The organism is Shimia sp. SK013 (assembly GCF_001292625.1).
In the GTDB taxonomy this organism is placed as follows: domain Bacteria; phylum Pseudomonadota; class Alphaproteobacteria; order Rhodobacterales; family Rhodobacteraceae; genus Shimia.
Genome location: NZ_LAJH01000017.1, coordinates 85,551 through 107,141 on the forward strand (window position 1 = coordinate 85,551; position 21,591 = coordinate 107,141).

General features: G+C 53.8%; 20 protein-coding genes. 7 read left to right on the forward strand and 13 right to left on the reverse strand.

Annotated features, from left to right (window positions below):
• Window positions 1-3 precede the first annotated feature (3 nt).
• The 9 genes from SHIM_RS15505 to SHIM_RS15545 all read right to left on the reverse strand — a co-directional run bounded on the left by SHIM_RS15505 (window position 4) and on the right by SHIM_RS15545 (window position 9,179).
• Complete coding sequence (locus SHIM_RS15505) at window positions 4-1,500, reverse strand: TRAP transporter large permease (RefSeq protein ID WP_054003590.1); 1,497 nt, start codon at window positions 1,498-1,500, stop codon at window positions 4-6.
• Window positions 1,500-2,084: a TRAP transporter small permease gene (locus tag SHIM_RS15510; protein WP_054003591.1), complete on the reverse strand. Its 585-nt coding sequence runs from the start codon at window positions 2,082-2,084 to the stop codon at window positions 1,500-1,502. Before SHIM_RS15510 ends, SHIM_RS15505 begins: the two co-directional genes overlap by 1 nt.
• A 109-nt stretch (window positions 2,085-2,193) precedes the next feature.
• The gene (locus SHIM_RS15515) at window positions 2,194-2,967 is read right to left on the reverse strand and encodes a DeoR/GlpR family DNA-binding transcription regulator (protein ID WP_054003592.1); all 774 of its coding nucleotides are present in this window, start codon (window positions 2,965-2,967) and stop codon (window positions 2,194-2,196) included.
• Window positions 2,968-3,155: 188 nt separating this feature from the next.
• Window positions 3,156-4,148, reverse strand: coding sequence for an ABC transporter ATP-binding protein (locus SHIM_RS15520; RefSeq protein WP_054003593.1), 993 nt, complete (start codon window positions 4,146-4,148; stop codon window positions 3,156-3,158).
• Window positions 4,145-5,179 carry a Gfo/Idh/MocA family protein gene (locus SHIM_RS15525; RefSeq protein ID WP_054003594.1) on the reverse strand — a complete coding sequence of 345 codons (1,035 nt, stop codon included), beginning with the start codon at window positions 5,177-5,179 and terminating at the stop codon, window positions 4,145-4,147. The genes SHIM_RS15520 and SHIM_RS15525 overlap by 4 nt, the downstream gene beginning before the upstream one ends.
• Window positions 5,176-6,015: a carbohydrate ABC transporter permease gene (locus tag SHIM_RS15530; protein ID WP_054003595.1), complete on the reverse strand. Its 840-nt coding sequence runs from the start codon at window positions 6,013-6,015 to the stop codon at window positions 5,176-5,178. Before SHIM_RS15530 ends, SHIM_RS15525 begins: the two co-directional genes overlap by 4 nt.
• A gap of 9 nt (window positions 6,016-6,024) precedes the next feature.
• On the reverse strand, window positions 6,025-6,939 hold the full coding sequence (locus tag SHIM_RS15535) for a carbohydrate ABC transporter permease (RefSeq protein WP_054003596.1): 915 nt from the start codon (window positions 6,937-6,939) through the stop codon (window positions 6,025-6,027).
• Window positions 6,940-7,003: 64 nt separating this feature from the next.
• Complete coding sequence (locus tag SHIM_RS15540) at window positions 7,004-8,257, reverse strand: ABC transporter substrate-binding protein (RefSeq protein WP_054003597.1); 1,254 nt, start codon at window positions 8,255-8,257, stop codon at window positions 7,004-7,006.
• Window positions 8,258-8,291: 34 nt separating this feature from the next.
• Window positions 8,292-9,179, reverse strand: a complete 888-nt coding sequence (locus SHIM_RS15545; protein WP_054003598.1) for an N-acetylmuramic acid 6-phosphate etherase — start codon at window positions 9,177-9,179, stop codon at window positions 8,292-8,294.
• A 157-nt stretch (window positions 9,180-9,336) separates the two neighbouring features.
• On the opposite strand from SHIM_RS15545, the gene SHIM_RS15550 reads away from it, so the two are divergent.
• The 5 genes from SHIM_RS15550 to SHIM_RS15570 all read left to right on the forward strand — a co-directional run bounded on the left by SHIM_RS15550 (window position 9,337) and on the right by SHIM_RS15570 (window position 14,699).
• Window positions 9,337-10,224, forward strand: coding sequence for a BadF/BadG/BcrA/BcrD ATPase family protein (locus tag SHIM_RS15550; RefSeq protein ID WP_054003599.1), 888 nt, complete (start codon window positions 9,337-9,339; stop codon window positions 10,222-10,224).
• Window positions 10,211-10,966 (forward strand): GntR family transcriptional regulator, encoded by a 756-nt coding sequence (locus SHIM_RS15555; protein ID WP_054003600.1) that lies wholly within the window; start codon window positions 10,211-10,213, stop codon window positions 10,964-10,966. The genes SHIM_RS15550 and SHIM_RS15555 overlap by 14 nt, the downstream gene beginning before the upstream one ends.
• 37 nt (window positions 10,967-11,003) lie before the next feature.
• Window positions 11,004-12,035 (forward strand): SIS domain-containing protein, encoded by a 1,032-nt coding sequence (locus tag SHIM_RS15560; RefSeq protein ID WP_054003601.1) that lies wholly within the window; start codon window positions 11,004-11,006, stop codon window positions 12,033-12,035.
• The gene (gene nagA / locus SHIM_RS15565; RefSeq protein WP_054003602.1) at window positions 12,032-13,174 is read left to right on the forward strand and encodes an N-acetylglucosamine-6-phosphate deacetylase; all 1,143 of its coding nucleotides are present in this window, start codon (window positions 12,032-12,034) and stop codon (window positions 13,172-13,174) included. The genes SHIM_RS15560 and nagA overlap by 4 nt, the downstream gene beginning before the upstream one ends.
• A gap of 712 nt (window positions 13,175-13,886) precedes the next feature.
• Window positions 13,887-14,699, forward strand: a complete 813-nt coding sequence (locus tag SHIM_RS15570) for a glycosyltransferase family 2 protein (protein ID WP_206541368.1) — start codon at window positions 13,887-13,889, stop codon at window positions 14,697-14,699.
• Here the strand turns inward: SHIM_RS15570 and SHIM_RS15575 are convergent.
• Window positions 14,683-15,861 carry a hypothetical protein gene (locus tag SHIM_RS15575; protein ID WP_082358421.1) on the reverse strand — a complete coding sequence of 393 codons (1,179 nt, stop codon included), beginning with the start codon at window positions 15,859-15,861 and terminating at the stop codon, window positions 14,683-14,685. The two genes, SHIM_RS15570 and SHIM_RS15575, sit on opposite strands and share 17 nt — an antisense overlap.
• A gap of 1,121 nt (window positions 15,862-16,982) precedes the next feature.
• On the opposite strand from SHIM_RS15575, the gene SHIM_RS15580 reads away from it, so the two are divergent.
• Together SHIM_RS15580 and SHIM_RS15585 are read left to right on the forward strand one after the other, a co-directional pair.
• Window positions 16,983-17,552, forward strand: coding sequence for a hypothetical protein (locus tag SHIM_RS15580; RefSeq protein WP_054003604.1), 570 nt, complete (start codon window positions 16,983-16,985; stop codon window positions 17,550-17,552).
• 21 nt (window positions 17,553-17,573) lie between these two features.
• A complete protein-coding gene (locus SHIM_RS15585; protein WP_054003605.1) occupies window positions 17,574-19,415 on the forward strand; it encodes a methyl-accepting chemotaxis protein in 1,842 nt (613 codons plus the stop codon).
• A gap of 160 nt (window positions 19,416-19,575) precedes the next feature.
• Here SHIM_RS15585 and SHIM_RS15590 read toward each other — a convergent pair whose 3' ends face one another.
• From SHIM_RS15590 to SHIM_RS15600, 3 genes are read right to left on the reverse strand one after another with little or no spacing between them, the layout of a single operon-like run.
• Window positions 19,576-20,325: a proteasome-type protease gene (locus SHIM_RS15590; RefSeq protein ID WP_054003606.1), complete on the reverse strand. Its 750-nt coding sequence runs from the start codon at window positions 20,323-20,325 to the stop codon at window positions 19,576-19,578.
• A 10-nt stretch (window positions 20,326-20,335) separates the two neighbouring features.
• Window positions 20,336-21,130 carry a transglutaminase family protein gene (locus SHIM_RS15595; protein ID WP_054003607.1) on the reverse strand — a complete coding sequence of 265 codons (795 nt, stop codon included), beginning with the start codon at window positions 21,128-21,130 and terminating at the stop codon, window positions 20,336-20,338.
• 3 nt (window positions 21,131-21,133) lie between these two features.
• Window positions 21,134-21,532, reverse strand: a complete 399-nt coding sequence (locus SHIM_RS15600; RefSeq protein ID WP_275043956.1) for an alpha-E domain-containing protein — start codon at window positions 21,530-21,532, stop codon at window positions 21,134-21,136.
• Between the last annotated feature and the right edge of the window lie 59 nt (window positions 21,533-21,591).

The following is a 21,591-nucleotide window of genomic DNA, read 5'->3' on the forward strand; positions in this document are numbered from 1 at the left end:
ATGTTACTGCACAAACCCAGTTAGTCTTGGAATTGTCATGGAAATGGCAGGCACATAGGTAATGAGGAAGATCACAACGACTTCCACCAATAGAAATGGCAAAATGGCCTTGGCTATGGTCTCAACTTTTTCGCCAGACACAGAGCTCGCCACAAACAGCACAAGCCCCATCGGCGGCGTTGCGAGCCCCACAGTCAGGTTCACGCTCATAATGATTGCAAAGTGCACGGGGTGAACACCGAGATCAACAAAGATGGGACCCAAGATTGGGCCCAAAATAATGATGGCCGGCCCCGCATCCAGAAACATCCCAACCGCAAACAAGAGTACGTTGATCAGAAAGAGCAGGACCAACGGATTGTCGGAAAGGCTGAGGATGAAGCCTGCCATCGTCTCGGGTGCATGGCTGAGACTGACAACGGTCTTAAAGGCCACAGCCGCCCCAACAAGGAGTAGCACAGTTGAACTCGACAGCGCCGCCCGCATCAAAATACCGGGCAGGTCTTTAACCTTGAGAAGGCGCAGAATGAAAAATCCCACCAAGAGCGCGTACGCCACCGCAACGGCCGACGCTTCGGTTGGTGTGAAGACACCCACCAAAATGCCGCCCAAAATGATGATCGGCGTCTGCAAGGGGACGACGGCTTTCTTACAGATGACGCGGAAATCACTGCTGACCGTGTTGCGCAAGCGCAGCAGGATCAAGTGGGAGATCGGAAGAAAGACAAGGAAAACCAAACCGGAATTGATGGACAGCTCAACTCCGGTCGACCGCATGATCGCGGACACACCAGCAAAAAGCCCCATCAAAAGACCGGCAAAGTTGATCCGCAAAAGCACAAAGCTGCACCCAGCTTCAACCTTGGAAATTGTCTGGCCTTTGGTGACAATCCGTTCGGCTTTGGGAAGGTCATATTTATCGGCGAGCACCCGCACCATAACCATCAATCCGACCCCGACCAGGATACCTGGCACAATGCCCGCCAGGAACAACGCCGCAACGCTCTCGCCCATGACATAGGCGTAAATGATCATGATGCCCGACGGCGGAATGATTGGCCCGATCACCGAGCTTGCCGCCGTGATGGCCGCCGCGAATTTACGGGAATATCCGTTCTTCTCCATCGCCGGAATAAGCGTTGATCCCAACGCCGACGTATCCGCAACAGCCGACCCTGAAAGGCCCGCAAAAAGGATGGACGATAGAATGTTCACATGCGCCAACCCGCCGCGGAAATGCCCCATCAAAGCTTGGGAAAACTCGACAAGCCGCATGGTGATCCCGCCACGGTTCATCAATTCGCCCGCAAGCACAAAAAACGGCAGCGCCATCAGCGGAAAACTGTCCATCCCATTGTAAACATTACGATACAGCAGAGCAATGTCCCGCTCCTGCCCATTGAGCCACAACAACAGGCCGGGCGACAACAAAAGTGCGAAGAAGACTGGTAGTCCAATGATCAGAAAGATCAGGAAGAGCGGCAGAAAAAACGCAAGCATCAATCGGCCCCCATCGTCAATTCCAATTCATCTTTATCTGGCTGTTCAACGTCCGGAGAGACCAGCTCCATCAGCGTCCTCAACATCAGTTCCACGGTGACCGAAATCAGCAGGACAACGCAGGTCAGAAGCGAGCCATACATGTAGCGGAGCTTGACTTTGAAACCTTCCAAACCAACCCACTCAAGCGGAACACGCAGCGACGAGCTGTCAAACCGCCCCCCAAAGCCAAATGTGTGGGCATATCCATGCTGAACTGCGAGCAAAAGGACGCCAAGTGACATCCCCAACAGCACGAAAGTAAGCATCAAAGCGGGCCTGCGAGGCAACGCACTTGGCAAGGTGTCAATCGCCACGAACCCGCTCCAGCGCATCGCAGACGGCGCAATCAACCCCACCATCCAAAGCATCAAAAAACGGGCGGCCTCGTCGGGCCACGCCAATGCATTGTTTAGCACATAGCGAAAAAAGACCTGCGTCAGGATCACGACAACCATTAACGCCAGCGCCACCACGGCCACCTGCCGCCCCAAACGCAATAGCTTTGTATTTACCCAAGCAAGTGGACGAAGAATGAAAAGCATCGACGAAACATCCTCCCAAAAGTTGCGTCGGAATCACACCAAGGCGTGATCTTATTTTCGTATTTTTCGATTACGCCACAAAACGAAGCAATTCGTCAAGGCTTTGCATCTAATGCGCAACTACGAACCTCACGTCATACTGATCAGCCAAGGCTTTCATCTCGGGTGCAAAACCCGTGTCACTCACCAAGGTGTCTATTTGCGCCATCGCCCCAAATGCGACAGGAGCCATCTTGCCGAATTTGCTGCTGTCTACTGCCAAAACAACATTTCTCCCGCTGGAAATGATTGCCTCACTCACGGCGCTTTCTTCCAGATCATAGTCGATCAAGGCCCCATCGGCGCCGACGGCAGCGGCGCCAACAACAGCCACGTCAGCGCGAAACCGACGAATAAAATCTACAGTTGTTGCGCCAAGAATCGCACCGTCCGCATTGCGCACAACACCGCTGGGAATGATGACCTGAACGCCAATACACGACCTTAACTCGTTGGCAAGGTTTACAGAATCAACAACAACCTTCAATCCGACGTGGTGAACCAAATGGCGCGCGACAGCCATTGTTGTGGTGCCTCCGTTCAAAATCACATTTGAGTTGTTGGGAATTTCCGCGGCAACCGCCGCGCCGATCTGATCTTTCTCTACACTCATGATCTCGCTGCGCACATCAAAGCCGGCATATTCCGTCCCGGCAGCCAAAGTTGCGCCACCATGGAAACGGATGATCTGATTGTCTTGGGCAAGGGCGCTCAAGTCTTTGCGAATGGTTTGGGGCGTCGTTTCCAGAAGCTCAGCGAGATCATCCACAATCGCACGCCCATCACGCTTAAGCAGCTTCAGAATTTCTGCCTGGCGCGCCCTGGTCGTCACACGTGCTTTCATGTCTCCCCCCCTTTAGCTTTCGATTCTTACATCAAAACGAAAGACGTAGGCAAGAATCGAATTTCACGGCCCTAAAGGAGCAGGAAATCCAAGTATCTTAGAGGAAAGTGGCCTGATCACTCCGCAACTCCGGTAGAATTACCGGCCCCGATCAATGGAAACGACCAGGCCAAAAGACCGGGCAGGCTCTATAGGCGCTCTCCGGTCGTTGAAAACCGGTATCGCCGCTCTTGGGGTACATCAATATGTAGTGTGTCCCCCGGGCGAATTTCGGATTGGCCAAACAACCTGATTGTCACCGGAGTTCCAGAGACTTCAGCGACGACATTGGTCTCACCTCCCAATTCCTCGACATGGCGAACCTGAACAGCCAAATGACCATTTGGCACAACGATCAGGTCTTCTGGTCGAATGCCAATTGTATGATCGCCTTGCTCGCCAAGCAATTCTCCGCGCAAGAAATTCATCGCCGGAGACCCTAGGAAGCCGGCGACAAACTGGTTGGTTGGATTGTTATATAGCTCCATTGGGCTGCCGACCTGTTCCACGCGGCCATCCCGCAGAACCACAATTTTGTCTGCCAACGTCATTGCTTCGGTTTGATCATGGGTCACGTAGATCATTGACGCACTTAGTGCCGAGTGAAGATTGGCAATTTCGATGCGCGTATTCATCCGCAAGGCGGCATCAAGGTTGGATAGCGGTTCGTCAAACAGGAAAAGTTTGGGATGACGCACGATGGCGCGACCAATCGCAACCCGTTGGCGTTGCCCACCGGACAGCTCGGATGGGTAACGGTCAAGGTAGTCACTCAAATCGAGCATCCTGCTGGCCTCGGACACACGCTCCTCAATGACGTCTTTTGACTTCTTTTCCTGCTTCAGCGCCAGTGACATATTTTTGCGCACATTTAGATGCGGGTACAGCGCATAGCTTTGAAACACCATTGCGATGCCACGTTTAGACGGAGGTGTGGTGTTCACAAGGTCCTCGCCAATGTGGACATCCCCCGAGGAGGCGTCCTCTAGGCCCGCAATGACCCGCAGGAGTGTGGATTTCCCACAACCGGAGGGGCCGACAAAGACAACAAACTCCCCGTCGTTGATTTCGATATTGATGTCTTTGAGAACGTGAACAGGTCCAAAGGACTTATTCACGTTGGTTAGGGTCAGCGCCGTCATGGCGTAGCCTCCGTCAGGTTTATTGGTTTGCCGGTGCGCACACTTTCGTCTGCTGCCAAACATATGGACAGGGACTGCACCGCATCTTGCATGTGGCGGGTAAGGTCGAGATCTTCGTTAATGGCGCGCAACATGTAATGCTGTTCTGCATCGCAGAGCGCCTGATGTCCGGGTTCGTCAGGCAATTCTATGAGCTCGTCGCCGTCAAGACGGTGCACTAGCAAACCGCCAACCCTCGTGTGTCCATCCACATCGGAAGACCCACTTTTGTCGGCGTCTGTGATGGACACCGAGCCACGCGGCGACACAACGTCTTTTACAAAGAAAGCGGTCTCCGACATCATGGGTCCCCAGCCCGCCTCGTACCAGCCCACAGACCCGTCCCCAAACACCACCTGAAATTGGCCATAGTTGTACATGTCGGGTGGGATTTCGTCGGAGAGGCGCAGCCCCATTGCATTGACGCTAACGGGGCGGGCATCCGTGATTTGGCACCACACATCAACATAATGCACCCCACAATCCACAATCGGAGACGTGGTTTGCATCAGTGCTTTGTGGGTTTCCCATTCGTCTCCAGAGCTTTGTTGATTGAGGTTCATGCGAAAGACGAACGGTCCGCCCAAATCACGCGCCTCCTTGATCAGGCGCACCCAGCTTGGATGGTGACGGAGTATGTATCCCACCACCAATTTTCGCCCAAGCTGTGTCGCGATGTCTACCACCCGCTGGGCGTCGGACACTGTCGTGGCCAAAGGCTTTTCGACAAACACGTGGGCACCGGCACGCATGGCTGCGATGGCGAACTCAGCGTGGCTGTCCGAGTAGGTGGCGACCACTACAAGGTCGGGTCGACAGGCTGCCAGTGCTTGATGAAAGTCCGTGAACACCGGGTAGGACTTTAGGTCGGGGTGGGTCACTGTGCCGGAACGGTTAACCAGCCCGACAATCTCGCAATCATCGTGATGATGATGCGCCAAAGCATGACTAAGACCCATATTGCCGAGGCCGGCGATCATGACACGGCTCATTTGACTGCTCCCGATGTGATGCCCCTGATGAGCTGACGCGAGAAGATCACATAAAGAACCAGCACTGGGATGATCGCCATGGACAGGGCGGACAAAACGGCATTCCAATTGGTGACGAACTGGCCGATGAAAACCTGACTGCCAAGGGTCAGCGTCTTGGTTTCTTCGGCTGGGGCAAGGATCAGCGGGAACCAGAGATCGTTCCAGATCGGGATCATATTGAACACCGCAACCGTTGCCATAGCGGGTCGCACCAATGGCAGCGCCAGTTTGAAGAAGATCGCATATTCCGACAGCCCGTCAATCCGTCCCGCATTTTTCAGGTCGTCTGAGACGCCTCGCATGAACTCGGATAGGATGAACACGGCGAGCGGCAGGCCCTGAGCAGTATAAACAAGGATAAGCGCCCAAAGTGTGTTGACCAGACCGGTGGCCACCATCATGTCGAGGATGGCCACGGTTCCGATCCGGATTGGGATCATGATGCCCAGCGCCAGATAAAGCCCCATCAGCGTGTTGCCTTTGAAGCGATACTCGCTGAGCGCAAAGGCCGCCATTGCGCCGAAAAGCAGGATGAAAAACAAAGACCCGACCGTGACCAAAAACGAATTTTGAAAGTAGAGGAAAAAGTCGCCCTGCTTCAACACAGTCTGGTAGCCGATCAGCGAAAAGCTCTCGCTGTTGGGGAGCGCCAGCGGGTCCCGAAAAATGGCTTTGCGAGACTTGAAGCTGTTGATCAGAATGACAAAAACCGGGAACAATGCGATCAGCGTGTAGGTGATCAGCGCAACGTGCATTGCGGCGGTATTAAGCGGATTTGAGCGTGCCTTGTTCATTTTATCGCCTCACATCTGATATCTGCGCATCCGGGTCTGGATGCCAAAAAGATAAATACAGACGCCCAAAAGGATGATGACGAACATGGCACCTGCGATGGCTGATCCCATATGCGGATCCCCCAGTTGCAACTGAAACCCAAAGAATGTGCGGTACATGAAGGTGCCCAAAATGTCGGTTGAAAAATCTGGACCGGCCAGCGCGCCCTGCGTGGTGTAAATCAAATCAAAGGCGTTGAAATTGGCGACAAAAGTCAAGATTGAGATGATGCCAATAGATGGCAAGATCAGCGGCAGTTTGATTTTCCAAAAAGCTGAAAATCCGGTTATGCCGTCGATTTCGCCTGCCTCCAGTATTTCTTCGGGAATGGTCAGCAGCGCCGCGTAAATCAACATCATCGGGATGCCGACGAACTGCCAAACAGACACCAGCGCCAGCGTCGTCAACGCGTATTCCTCTTTGCCCAACCATGGCGCAAACAGCGATTTCAAGCCCACCATATCCAGCATCGACGGCGCAATGCCCCAGATGGGTGATAGGATCAGTTTCCAGGCAAAGCCAACGATCACAAAACTCAGGATCGTGGGAATGAAAATAGCGGAGCGATACAGCGCTGCAAACCGCAGTCGCGGATGGCTCAGGATTGCGGCCAGCGCGATGCCGATCGGATTTTGAACCAGCATGTGAATGAGAAAAAACCAGAAGTTATTGCCAAGTGCGTTCCAAAACTGTTCTGACCAGATTGGATTGCCAAAAAGGTTTTGAAAATTCTCCAACCCGACAAAGATCCGATCTGAACCGATCCGCGTGTAAAGCGAAAGTCGCAATGTATTGAAAAGCGGAAAGATCATCACCGCTGTGTAGACAAGGACGGCGGGCGCCAAGAACACAACAATGTGCCATCTGAAGGGCGGTTTTTGCATCGAGGCCTCCGGAGTGAGTGTCCCGGGCAGCGCGACCGCCCGGGAAATTTTTTAAATCAAAGACTTACTTTTGTGGCTCGTACCAAGTTGCGAGGCCCGCCTGCAGACGCGCACCCGCATCTTCCGGCGTTTCCGCACCTTTGATGACCTGAGCGGAGGCATTCCAAGTGTCGTTCTCAAGATTTGGAGTGCCACGCGACAGGATCTGATATGTTGAGCGGATCGTCGAGTTGCACTTGCCACGCCAAGACACAAACTCTTTTGCCAGCGGGTCGCTCATCTCGATGTCATGGCTCGATAGAGAGAAGAAACCTGGCAGAGCATTGGCATAAATCGTCGCGAACTCCGAGGTGCCCATCCAGTCAAGGAACGTGCGCGCAGCCTCCGAATTTGGCGATGCCGCGTTCAAGCCCATGGCAATGTCGGTGTGATCAGAGATGTAGCACTCGTCCCCTGCATTGGGTACCGGCGGGTTGAAAGCGCCCATTTCGAAATCGGCCAGATCGTTAAAACCGGTGATTTCCCAGCTGCCAGCGGGATAGATTGCTGCCCGGCCCAAGGTGAACAGGTTCTGGCTGTCCGGATAGGTCTGTGCCTCAAACCCATCTCCCAAATAGCCGTTCCACTTTGCAATGGATTCATAAGGAGCAACCCATGCCTCATCGGTCAGCTTTTGGTCCCCGGCAATCAGTGCCAGACGGCCTTCTTCGCCCTTCCAGTAGTTGGGCCCGATGTTTTGGTATCCCATTGTCGCGGCTTCCCATTGATCGTTGGTGCCCATCGCCATCGGGATATAGTTGCCGTCCGCTTTGATCGCTTCCAACGCCGCAAAAAACTCGGCTTCGGTGTTGGGTACTGCTAGGCCAAGTTCGTTAAAGGCATCCTTGTTGTAGATAAATCCATGGATCACGGAGGCCATTGGCACGCAGAATGAAGCTGAGCCATCGTCGGTTTGCCATGCCGATTTGGCAACATCTGAGAAATTCGCCATGCCACCAAGATCACTCAGATCAGCCAAGCGACCCGCCTGATACAACAACAATGACGTATCAAACGGGCGACAGGTGATCAGGTCGCCCGCTGAACCGGCCTCAAGTTTTGCATTGAGCACGGCATTGTATTCCGCCGGAGCAGAAGGTGTGAATTTGACCTTGATGCCAGGATTTGCGTTCTCAAACGCTGGAATGATCGCTTCTTGCCACAGGGTAAGGTCGTCGTTGCGCCAGCTTTCAATGGTGAGCGTTATGTCTTCGGCATAGGCGCTGGTAGCGACTAGGCTGGTCCCGGCAAGTGCCAGTGTTAAGAATTTATGTTTCATATTTTCCTCCCAGAGTTTTCGTTTTGGTTGTTGTCTATCTGATCTGCTGTAGAGCCGTGCGAAGGTGACCACCTGCCTCCTTCAACAGGCGGTGCGCGTGCTCAAAAGAGGCTGCGCCGGAAACCAGCAGAACAGCCGTTTTTACGTGACCTCCTGCTGCCTCTAGCGCCTCGGCGGCCTCTTCGGTCGTGGTTTGCGCGATGGTTGCGACAATGTTTTTGGCGCGGTCACGAAGCTTAGCGTTGTCGGCATGCAGATTGACCATCATGCCGTCATGTACATGGCCCAACCTGATCGCCATCAGCGTCGACATTATATTCAACGCGATTTTTTGAGCCGTCGCTGCGCCGAGCCGGGTGGACCCCGAGATCACTTCCGGTGGCGTCTCCAAGCATATGGCCACATCACTGCGGAGCAACAGTTCGGAGCCCGGATTATTGGCAACGCCAATCACTTTAGCCCCTGCCGTACGGGCGATTTGGGCGGCAGCAATTGTAAAAGGCGTAGAGCCGCTGGCGGAAACCGCAATCACTGTGTCTGCGCTGCCTAGCCCGCTCAGACCGTCATGAAGAGAGCGGGTGGAATCCTCGGTGTCCCCTGGCATCTCGACGCCTTGAGGCATGCCGCCTGCCATATGAATCCGTATTTGATGCGCCGGGATAGAGAATGTGCCGCCCAATTCCAATGCATCCGCAGCCGCCATCAATCCAGAGGAGCCGGCGGCGACATAATGCAATGTCGCACCGGACGCGATGGTCGCCGCCATGAGGTCGCCGCCTGCGCCGATCTCGTTGAGAGCGGATTTTGTTGATGCGGCGGCTTGGATTTGCACTTCCGACATCAGCAACGCCGCCTCACTCGGCGCTCGGATATCAAGGCCGGCGGCGTCTTGGTGGCATTGTTCGGTGACCTTCACAGGCATTTTGATTCCCCCATTCCGCTAGATGATACCTTTTAGATACCATATGTCTACCATTTTGTTATTTTCGGGGTGTCGGCCCGCTAATCAACGCCCAAAAGTCAACTTCAGCCCCTTTTTCGCCTTTCAAATCCCAAATAGGTATCATATAGGTACTCATATGCGAAACGATCACGAAACTCCTGTTTTGGCAATCGATGGCGGCGGCACGCGCTGCCGAATTGCCTTGCGCACATCAAGCGGTGATGTGGTTGCAGAGACTGGTCCGGCCAATGTGTCATCTGATTTCACGGCAGCGATCGCTGAAATTGAGACGGGTCTTGAAGCTGTGCGGCTGCGTTCCAAATTGTCTTTAGCGGCGTTTAGGCAGCTGCCTGCCTACGCCGGGTTTGCCGGCGTGACCGGCAAAGAAATTGCCAATAGAGTCGCGGCAAAGCTGCCGTTTGACCGTGTGAGAGTTGAGGACGACCGCCGCGCCGCTTTAAGAGGCGCCGTCGGTGCGCGGGATGGGTTTGTCGCCCATTGTGGCACCGGGTCATTCGTTGCCGCGCAGATTGGCGGCCAAACGGTTTTGGCGGGCGGCTGGGGTCCTGTTCTGGGCGACCCATCGTCGGCGCAATGGGTTGGCCGGCAATCCCTTGGCCGCACGCTGAATGTAGCGGACGGTTTGGCAGAAAACACGCCACTGGCAGAGGCCTTGATGAATCGCTTCCGCAATACAGCCGGTATCGTCGCGTTTGCGGCGCGCGCTACTCCGGCGGATTTCGGCAGCCTTGCGCCAGACGTGACGCGGTACGCAAACGCCCGCGATAGCATGGCGACGGGTATCATGCATGACGCCGCATTTGGGATTGCCACTACACTACGCGGACTTGGCTGGCGGGTCGGCTTGCCAATCTGCCTGACGGGTGGGATAGGGCCGCTTTACGCAGGTTATATGCCTGAAGAAATGATGGTGGATCTGACCAAACCGCTTGGGGAGCCCCTGTCCGGGGGGCTATCTCTTGCCCAAGATTTCAGCAAGGAGATTGCAGATGAGCGTTGTTGAGTTTTTGCATCCAAGCGATTGGCTGGGACGGAGTTCCGGGCCCCGCTACGTTCAACTGCGCCGCCGGCTAGAGCAAGGCATCGACACGGGGATTTTGCCCCCCAATAGCTCGTTGCCGCCAGAGCGCGAAATCGCTGAGATCACAGAACTGTCGCGCGTGACCGTCAGAAAAGCCATTCAAGAACTCGTCAAGCAAGGGGCCATCGAACAACGCCAAGGCTCGGGCTCATTTGTGCGCGTGCCAGTGGAAAGGGTAGAGCAATCGTTGTCTCATCTCACATCGTTCACAGAAGACATGAAACGACGTGGCAAAGACACGACCTCCAAATGGCTTGAACGGGGGGTTTTCTTGCCGTCGCCGGATGAGGTTGTTGCGCTTGGTCTGTCGGCGGGCGCATCCGTGTCTCGCATCTATCGCTTGCGAGAAGCCGGCGGGCAGCCAATGGCGCTGGAGCGTGCCTCTTTGCCATTGGACATCCTGCCAAATCCAACAGAGGTGACCACGTCGCTTTATTCCGTACTGGAAAGAAACGGATGCCGCCCGGTCCGCGCAGTTCAAAAGATTTCAGCGGTCAACCTTGAACCCGTCGAAGCCGAACTGCTGGGTGTTGCCGAAGGCACCGCCGGGTTGAGCATTCAGCGCACATCCTATCTGGACAGCGGCCGGGTCGCTGAACTCACACGCTCGCTTTATCGCGGTGATGCCTACGATTTTGTGGCTGAACTGCGCTTGTCAAACTGACTTTCGAACCGATCTGCCACAACAAAGGGCTGCCGCTATGTTACCCGAATCCACCACCCGAATGAAAAACGAGATTCTCGAAATTCCGGATGTGGTCGAACGACTTCTGTTGCAGGGCGCGGGTTCTGTGAAGGCAACTGCAGACGAGGTGAGAAACCTTGACCCACGATTTTTTCTGTCGGTGGCACGGGGGTCCTCTGATCACGCAGCAACGTACCTAAAATATGTCAGCGAACTGTTGCTGGGAGTGCCGATGGCATCTATCGGGCCTTCAATCAAATCGATTTACGACGTAGACATTGCCGCGAAGGGCACAATGTGTATAGCGGTGTCTCAATCGGGTCAAAGCCCCGACATTGCCAGTCTTACCAAGGCGTTAGGCGAAGCTGGTGCCTATACTGTCGCGATCACAAACGAGATGGGTTCGCCGCTCGCACAATCCACGTCAGCGACCTTGCCCATCCACGCTGGCAAGGAACTCAGCGTTGCTGCGACCAAAACCTTTGTTACGTCAATGGTCGCGGGGCTGTGGCTTCTTGCCGAACTGAAAGCAGACGCTGGTCTGCTTCGCGCCATTCATGCGCTGCCCGATCACCTTGCCAAAGCGACGCAATGTGACTGGTCTTCGGCGGTGGACAGCGTGGATAGGAATTCGCTGTTTTCCTTAGGGCGTGGTCCCAGCTTAGCGATTTCCAATGAAGCGGCGCTGAAATTCAAAGAAACCTGTCAGATCCACGCCGAAAGCTATTCAACTGCCGAAGTTCTACATGGCCCCGTTTCGATAGTGGAAGGCGGCTATCCGGTTCTTGCTTTTGCTGCCGCGGACGCGGCCGAAGACAGTGTCGCCGACGTCGCGGATGCCCTGGCGCAAAAAGGCGCAAACGTTTTTGCCACCACCGAAAAGGTCCGCAAGGCCAATTGCTTGCCGCATGTCCGCACGGATCATTGGATCACAGATCCGATAGCATCGATCGTGTCGTTTTACGGAATGGTTGAGCAGGTTGCCGCGCGCCGGGGCATAAATCCAGACACTCCCCGGCACTTACAAAAAGTCACGGAAACCGTATGACTTTCCCAAATCTGACATTCCGCGGCGGGCCAATTTTTGACGGTGAAAAACTGCTTAAAGGGTTTGCAGCGCGCTTTGAAAGCGGCGTCCTTGTCCAGTTGGGGGAAGAGGCCACCGTTGGCCAAAAGGGACAGGTGATTGACCTTGGTGGCGACATCCTTTCGGCTGGGTTTGTCGATCTGCAAGTAAACGGAGGCGACGGTGTGATGTTAAACGACGCGCCTTCTGTTGAAACTTTGGCAAGGATTGCGGACGCGCACCGGCGCCTTGGGTGCCGCCGAATTCTGCCAACGCTCATCACCGATACCAAAGAAAAAACCGATCAAACCATCGCGGCAGTGATGCAAGCTGTGGCCGAAGGCATACCAGAAATCGCAGGATTGCATCTGGAAGGGCCACATCTGTCTGTGGCGCGAAAAGGCGCCCACGATGCCGACCTAATCCGCCCCATGACGGAAGCCGATCTCGCAACTCTGATCGAAGCGGCAGAACAGCTTCCGGCCCTTATGGTCACACTGGCGCCTGAAAGTGTAAGCCTTGAGCAAGTAAGGGCGCTGTCGCGCGCAGGTGTCATAATTTCTCTGGGCCACACAGACGCCAGTTTTGACACTTGTGTAGCCTATTTCAGGGCTGGCGCGCGCTGCGCGACACACTTGTTTAACGCTATGAGTCAACTGGGCAACAGAGAGCCGGGCCTTGTGGGCGCCGTGTTGTCCGCGCCGGACGTTTCGTCGGGGATCATTGCAGATGGCATTCACGTTCATCCGGAAACTTTAAAGGTGGCGTGGCACGCCAAATCTGGCAGGGGACGCCTGTTTTTGGTGAGCGACGCAATGGCGGTTGCAGGAACAGATCTGGCAGAATTCCAATTGGAAGGGCGCACAATAAACCGCAAGAACCAGCGGCTGACGTTAGAAGATGGAACTCTGGCAGGTGCAGACTTGGAACTGACGAACGCCATAAAAACGTTGGTCAAAGATGTCGGTATTCCACTTGAAGAGGCGCTTCAAGCCGCCACAACGATTCCAGCAAAGATCATTGGCGAAGGTAATACAGAAAGCTTCAGATTGGGGACGCGCCTTCGCGACACCATTAGAATTGCGGCTGATCTTAGCAATATCAGCCTTTTGATCGATTAGAGTTTTGGGTGGCGCCAGACGAATTCGAACTCGTCTCTGATAGGCCAACATGGCTGTCCTTTGTGCCGCACAGCCACCGCGTCACCCGGCGCCTTTCCTCGCGGCACAGTTAAAACGTAATTTGTCGATCACGATGCCTACCGGTTGGCCCTACCGTTTCGAGGCTGATGTCGGTGCCCTGCTCGTGCAGCAGGTCTTCAACATTGCAGAGCAACAACGAGAACCGCACATAGAGCCTCACGGCCAAACAGATGATTTCCAGGCTTGTTCAAAAGTATCTAGGCGAAGGACGTTTTGGTTTGGCAGCACGTCGCGAAGCGGCCCTTCGCTGCAAATGCACGAGGCGTCTCAATTTTTTAGACAGCAGCCATTTGTCAGCGGACACATCAGCCATCATGGGGTATCGGGGCCGTACATGACAGTGCATTATTGGACCACGAGCGAAATGCGGCAATCGGGGAACTCCGGGAGAGAACTCAAGCTTGCGAAATTTTACCCACCTAATTTTACCAGCCTTTTGTCTGTTTGACGGTGAGAGCCTTGATACTCCGCAAATTCCTGCAACAGGATAAGCTAGTTGCGTCTACCGCCTTAAAATTTTACCACCGCGATTAAAGTCATTGGGTAAATACCAATACAATGGCTTGCAACTGAGTAGGTATATCCAATTTCACAGATCTCTGCAAAGCCACCGAGCCACCCTGATACCGATTTGAAAATTACGGCCGTCATCTCAGTCCATTCAGATGAATCGTACCTGCGTCGTTGCTTTCAATGCATGTCAGAAAATGGCGTCGAGGCCATTGTGATCGACAATGACTGCAACGTCGCAACAAAAAAGATTGTTGAAGAGTTCAAAGGAAAAGTGGTCAAAGAGATTGTACACCATCCACACAACGGAGTCTTCGACTGGTCTGGAATCCTTCAGCTGAAAGAAGACCTTGTAAACAGCAGGCAAAGCGATTGGTTTATGCTTTGGGATTCAGATGAAATCCGCGAAGCCCCTGAAGGATTTAACACCTTGCAAGAGGCTTTTGAAAACACCGAAAAGCAAGGTTTTACAGCGGTCAACTTTGATGAATATATTTTTCTGCCCGTGACTAAAGAAGAAGAGCATCGCAGCGGCGATTTTGTTGAAACTCTTGATACGTACTACTTCTTTCAGCCCAATCGATACAATCGCACGAATGCCTGGAAGAGTACGGGCGAAAAGGTCAATTTAATGCCTGGGGCCGGTCATAGGGTTGCTTTTGAAAGCCTGAATGTCTCAGAGGAGCGCTATGCGCTGCGGCACTATTTATTTCTAAGCTATAAGCATGGGAAGGACAAATATCTTGTCCGGAAATACCCAGCCGCAGACCTCGCCAAAGGCTGGAGCCTTGAACGGGCGCAAACGACTGAAGAAACGTTTTGCTTGCCACCACAAGAGATGATGACGCGAAAAATGCCCAATCAAGCTTGGAACAGGTCAAACCCTGTCAAACAGCATCCGGTGTTTGTCGTTCCAGTCAGGCGGAAAAAATGAGCCGTTTCCATTCTTGATCGGTTTGCTGCCAAAGTTCAACCGATGCACTCGATTGAAAGTCGACATCTGACCATTGGATGACTTGTCCAGCCAAAACGTTTTCTTTGAGAATACAATTTTCCATGAGGCCGATGGGCACATGATTTGGTGCCTCAAATCGTGTTGTAGCCTCTCCTCTGAAGTCAAAGCTTCCGATCGCTCGGGTAACAAATAGTCCGCGCCCCAAGTCTCGCTTTGCGATGGTAAGAACAGAGTGCAACGGTTCTTTGGGCATCGACATCAAAGGGCCGCGCATTTGGGCCATTCGTTCTATCGTAATTGGGATTTCAAAGTGGCCAAGGTGAAACGGTCGCTCCAAGAGGTAAAGATCACCAGCGCCCAATTTATAGTAACCTAACTTCTCAGGTGGCGATGAATGGGTTGCAACAATAAAGACCTCTCCCCGCCCAGAGGGACATAAAGCGTAGTCCGCTATCGGGTGCGTCAACGTTTTTGCAAGACTACCCAAGACCTGTGCGGCTTCCGACAAATTTTCAACTCTTGGCCCGTTCAATCCACGACCAGAGATACCCACTCCGAAACAATCAGCGACCATAGCCTGCTCAATTTGGACTTTGGTGCCATCGGTAAATGCGGTGACTGCTGGTACAGAAATACCTTGCCGCGTAGCCCAATACTGCATGTCCTTATAGCTGGGGCTATGGTTCAGAAACCCTTTTTGAGAACCTAAAACCAAAGGCTCAAAACCCATGAGCCGAACTTCTTCGTTCAACGCAGCCAGGCTGCCAGGTTGATCTCCTTGTGCCTCTGTCAAAAGCCCTGTACCCGCAAACGCCGAACCCAGCGTAACTTGAAACTCAGCATTCATTGTAACTGTTGGAATTGAGCTTTGAAGCGTGGCTTCGACAACTTGCCGGGCACCTTCAACAGTTCCAGAACATTCGACAACCACATCGCTGTTTTCGATGAGTTGGCTTAAATGGTTGGTGATTTTGACTTTGTTCGGAAAGGCTTCTACGGAACTTAGCGGCCTCCGCGTCAAAACGGACGTGTGCAAGAACCGGTCTGGCATTGACATCAAGACTTCACATAGGCCGCGAGCGACGAACCCAGTGCCGGAAATCCCGACACGGATTGGGTGGTCTGGTACAGGCAATTGCATGCTCCCTCTGAACGGTAAGTATCAAAAGCCACACCTTTACGGCTCGTCTTACTATTGGCGTAACGGTTTCCGAGGGGGTACTAAAGGGTCATCAACAAAATGCACGCCTAAGCTGTTAGAGACTCCAATTCTCGTTTTCGATAGCTAGATGTGATTAAAATGAGCAGCGTCAAGTTTTAAGGTTTCGCTCAAACCGAAGTTGGGCTGAGAAATTGGCAGTCATTTCGCTAGCTTGGTGAATGGCAGAAAAACCGAGGCGCGACGATTGGCCCGCTCGAACGCTGCCCGACGCGCGAACGGCTGGAATGGTTGGCCGCACCGCAGAATTTTCAAGTGGAGACCAAAGTCCGCTATGGGCCGTTCTCGGCCGGTCAGTGTCCGCGGAAACTCTGACTTTGCAAAGCCTACTATCTGCGCATAGCCGCCTTTGGAGAAAATCCCGTCACATGACCGCTCTCAGCCCAGAGCGGTCGTGAGCAACCGGCGGGTCGGTTGGAAACCGGAATTGGCTGCAAAGAAGGCCAACTGCAGCTCAATAAGACGCCCCCGGAGTGTTTCTCCGACCACCAACCCAACTGTGTTCAAAGGCTAAGATTAAGCTTGGCGCAATTCATTCTGACGAATCAGACCTGTGCCCGTTGCTCGGTCATCACATCTCTTCCCCTCCCACACACAATCTAAGCGCGCTTTAGGGAATTACGCATGCACGCGTAAGGGCGTCCAATCCAGGTTGGGGCGCTGCTAAAGTGCGAGGAACTATGCACTTAAAATCGGGTTTTTGGGGCAGGATAAACGATGCGACCTATCCTCTTTTTCGAAACGCTCGTTCGTGTCGCCAGAACGGCACATGCATCCTGCGTCCAGCTCGCAAGAACCTCTATATACCATTGTAAATTATGAAATAACTTCAAATACGAAGCGTAGCTGTCGACTTTTCAGAACGGAAAACACCGTCATTTATTGGTGAGTAACAAACTTGTGGACATAGCATGTTTCAAAATCTAGGGCCGCGACCTCGGGAGGCACGTCAGCCTCAACATGACGAAAAATTAAGTATTTGAAGACAGCCTAGCCCAGCGTCAACTGCGCGCACTCACCACTATTACTTTTGGAGTTTCCCAATGACCCGCTCACTTGTTTCGGCCCTAGCCTTGGCCATCGTTCCACACATGGCTTTTGCTTCTGACTTTGATTCTGCCATGCAGACTTTTGTTGATGAAAATGCCTCTGCATGGCTGCAAAGCGAAGTTCTGATTTCAGCGATCACCAACCAAAACCAAGACACCGGATCTTTCGACGCCACCATGATCGAGACGCTCGACACACAATGGCGATCCGAAGTGGGCAGTGCATCTGAACTGATCGACGGTGTTCTGATAAACTCCGCTGCGGATTTCTTGCGTGAGCGTGTGGCCGAAAGCAACGGCCAGATTACTGAGGTTTTTGTTATGGACGCTCTCGGCCTGAATGTCGCTGCGTCAGGCGCGACCTCCGACTACTGGCAGGGTGACGAAGACAAATTCCAGAAGACGTTCCCAATGGGCGCAGGTGCCACGCATTTCAGCGAAGTGGAATTCGACGAGTCCAGCCAAACCTACCAAGCTCAAATCTCGATCACGATCGCTGACCCTGCCACGCAATCTCCAATAGGCGCGATCACAATCGGTATCGATGCTGAGAGCCTGATGTAATCAAACCAATGGAGATATCCTATGGAACGTAAGGATAAACAGCGCATTGGATTGAAATCTGTTTTTGTACGCTGCGCGGCGATTGTGGCTTTGACCACAATCGTCGTAACCGCCACGCTGACAGTTCAATCTCTGTCTTTGATCCAGAAATTGGCTCAACAAAGCGTGGTAGATCAAGCCGCAGGAACAGTCGAAAACCAAGCGCAAGCGCTGGTAAAGCCTATTCGGTTCAAGGCCACGCCAAAAATCGAGGAAGCTGTCCTTACGTCTATGAACTCCGCCGGGCCAAGCGGCTCTGACATGATTATTGTGGATGCCGCTGGCACTATGCTGGCATCCGCGGAAGACACGATGGGCGTACGAAGCGACCTTCAGAGCCTCGTTGATGCTTCTCTTGAAGCAGAAGATGTCAAAATGGCAGAGGGCGGGTTGTGGATAGCCAGGCCCGTGCGCTCTGCCCCGGACGGGCCAGTGATTGGCGCGGTCGCGATGGCTTGGAACGCGAACGAAGCTCTGAACGCCGCTTATCGGGAAAGTACGAAATTCCTCATGGCCGCTGCGGTGGTCTTCGCCACTATGATGGCGTTTGCACTGTGGCTTTTCCAGCGCGTGCTCGGTCGCCCATTGCGTGAGATGACCGCAACGATCTCTGACATTGCCGACGGAGACTATGAAGATCGCGGCAACCTGAATGCACGAAGGGATGAATTCGGGATTGTCGGCGGCCATATGCGGGAATTGACGCAAACACTCCGCAACGGCCAGGTGGCAGAAAATGAGCGCAAGAAAAACGCCGAACTGCAGGCAGAAGTTGTTGAAGTACTTAGCCAACAGCTGACCCTTCTTTCAGATCGCGATTTGACAGCCCATATTGAGCAGAATTTTCCGCCACAATATGAAAACCTGCGCATCGACTTTAACAAATCTGTTCAAAACCTTGGGGATGCCATCCTCCAAGTCGTGGACTCGACAGACAATATCCGCGGTGGTTCGTCTGAGATCAGCCAAGCCTCATTGGATCTGTCTCGTCGCACAGAAGCTCAGGCGGCCACCTTGGAAGAGACAGCAGGCGCGATGAACGAGCTGACCACGTTGGTGAAGTCTGCGGCGGACAGCGCCCGCGATGTTGGCACGACCATGGAGCAGACACGATCTGATGCGGTGGAAAACCGCGAGATCGTAGAAAACGCCGTGGCCGCTATGGCCGAGATTGAGCAGAGTTCGTCGCAGATTAGCCAGATTGTGGGCGTGATCGACGACATCGCGTTCCAAACCAACCTTCTCGCACTAAACGCTGGCGTGGAGGCCGCCCGTGCGGGTGAAACCGGGCGTGGTTTTGCCGTTGTGGCATCAGAAGTGCGGGCCTTGGCTCAGCGATCTTCTGAGGCAGCGATGGAGATCAAAACACTGATCAGTGACAGCTCGCAACAAGTTGAGCGTGGTGTCGATCTTGTCGGCAAGGCCGGGGATGCGCTTCAGACGATTGTTAAACGTGTGACCCATGTCTCTAAGCTCGTGACCGGCATTGTCGAAAGCTCCACGGAACAGTCGGCGAGCCTGAGCGAGATCAACTCCGGTGTCAGTCAGCTAGATCAGGTCACGCAACAGAACGCGTCGATGGTGGAAGAGTCCACTGCTGCGGGTCAAGAGTTGAGCAATCAAGCTTCGCAATTGTATTCTCTGGTCAGTCGCTTCCAACTTAAAGAAGGGGCACGGCTCAAATCTGTTTCGCCGGAATTGGCGCACGACGCGACTGATGCGAAAGATTGGACGGAAGAAAATGTCGCTGTGCCGCAATCTTCCCCCAGAGCTGTGGCTGCTGTTGGATCGCAAGTTCCTGTGCAAGTCTGGAGCGATTTCTGACGAATAGGGGTCTCATCTAGTGAGCTGAGACCCTTACCGGTCATTAAGGCAGCGTCTTCGATGCTGCAATCGCAGCCCGCATTGCGGACTTTCGTTGCGTTCCGACGAAGCTACGAAAGCGGCTTAAGACCGACATGTCGCCGAGCAACCATAAGCACTCTCACTCATCATCTTTCGCCTTGAGGGAGAAGTCTGGCAGCATATCCAAAGCTTCACGCAACGCGTCGCCCCAACCTTGAGAAATCGATTGGAAATAAGCGTCGTCGCCGGCCACGCGTCCGGTGATCCCGGTCTCCAAGCTGTCTTTTTCGTAGCAATGGAAATCAAACGGAGCTCCAACCGTCAGGTTGGCCTTGAGCGTGGAATCAAAACTCACCAACAAGAGCTTCATCGCGGCATCAAAGCTCATGTCCCGTTCATAGGCTCGGACGAGGATCGGACGACCATATTTTGTTTCTCCGATCTGGAAAAATGGCGTGTCTTCAGCGGCCTCTATGAAGTTTCCCTCCGGGTAAATTAGGAATAGCCTGCTTGGGCCGCCCTTGATCTGCCCGCCAAGGATCAGTGTCGCGTTGAATGTGCTGTCGGCACGTTGGCCAGTGTCTGCGTGGTTTTCAATCACCTCCCGCAGCGTGTCAGCCACCATGCGCGCCGCTTGGAACATGGACGGAACCGCGAGCAGGGATGGCGCCCGGTCTTCGGGCGTTTTGCTACGCTCATCCAGCAAGCTGACCACGGCTTGAGTTGTTGCAAGATTGCCAGCTGACATCAGAGTGATCGACCGTTCGCCAGCGGCCTCCCAAGTTGTCATTTTTCGAAAAGTCGACACATTGTCGAGCCCGGCATTTGTCCGAGTATCCGACATGAACACCAGTCCCCGCTCGAGCATCATCCCTACGCAGTAAGTCATCTGGGCGTTCCTATTGCTGAGCCACGTCAATCTCGACAGACAGGTTTTCCCCCATGCCACCGATGCGCGTGCCAGAAACTGGGGCCGCCTCAGAATAGTCCAGCCCCGTTGCCACACGCACATAGCGTGTATCAGGCGAAATCCCGTTCGACACGTCAAAACCGACCCAGCCCAGACCGTCGATATGGGCTTCTGCCCAGGCATGCATCGCTTCTTGCGCAGTGCGGTCGTTCAACATCAGGTAGCCCGAGACATAACGAGCCGGATGGCCCAGAGCGCGTGCGCAACACAGGAAGATGTGGGTATGGTCCTGACAAACCCCTTTGCCCGCTGCTATGGCCTCTTCTGCACCCCAATCGGCCTGTGAGGCGCCAACTTCGAAAGACACTGCATCCCGGATCACGCCAGCCAGAGCATGCAATTGTTCCAAAGGCGCTAAGGTTGGGGTATTGCGCACCAGAGCTTTGACGCCTGGTCCAGCTTTGGTCCGTGCCGTCGAATTCAGGAATAGCCAAAGCGGAGTCACGCTGCGATGTCGCCCGACGATACCATGAGTGTCGCTGATTTCGACTTCGCCTTCGCTGACCAGCGTCAACTCCTGCTCGCCGCCAAAGCTGATCAACTCGACGGTGTTGTTGTGGTGATCCTCGTAGCTCAGCTCGCTTTGTCCGCCGATCACCTTGGTACGCCAAGAAAGCACCTGTTGTTGGTGTGACGATTTGGGTGTCTTTCTCATCTGCTGCAGCCCGTATTTGACAGGCGTTGAAAACTGGTAACGGGTTTCGTGTCGAATGGTCAGGCGCATTGTCTACTCGCTGAACCGAAAGTCGGTTTCTATCTGCCCGGACAGCTCTGCAAGTAGCGCCAGGAATTTTTGGATATAATCGTGCAATCCGTATTCAAAGACAGCATCGATATCGTGGCTTAGATAGGTCGTTTCGAGATGCTGGACTTTTCTTTGGGCCAAGCCTGGCTGCAAAACCCCGCGGTTCACATAGCTCAAATTGTCTCGAATTTTGCGCACGCAAAACGCCAAAGAGCGAGGCATTCTCCGGTCCAAAATTAAGAAATGCGCAATTTCACGGGTTCCGGCAGCGGCTCCGTATTCCATTCGGAACCCGCCCCGCGCAGACACGGACCGCAGGATGGTTTCCCATTGCACATTGTCCAGCGACGTCCCTACCGCGCTGGCTGACGGAAGCAGCACATAGTGTAACCCGTCATGGCTTTTGAGACAGATGGTGTTGTTTTGCTAAGCGAGTGTCT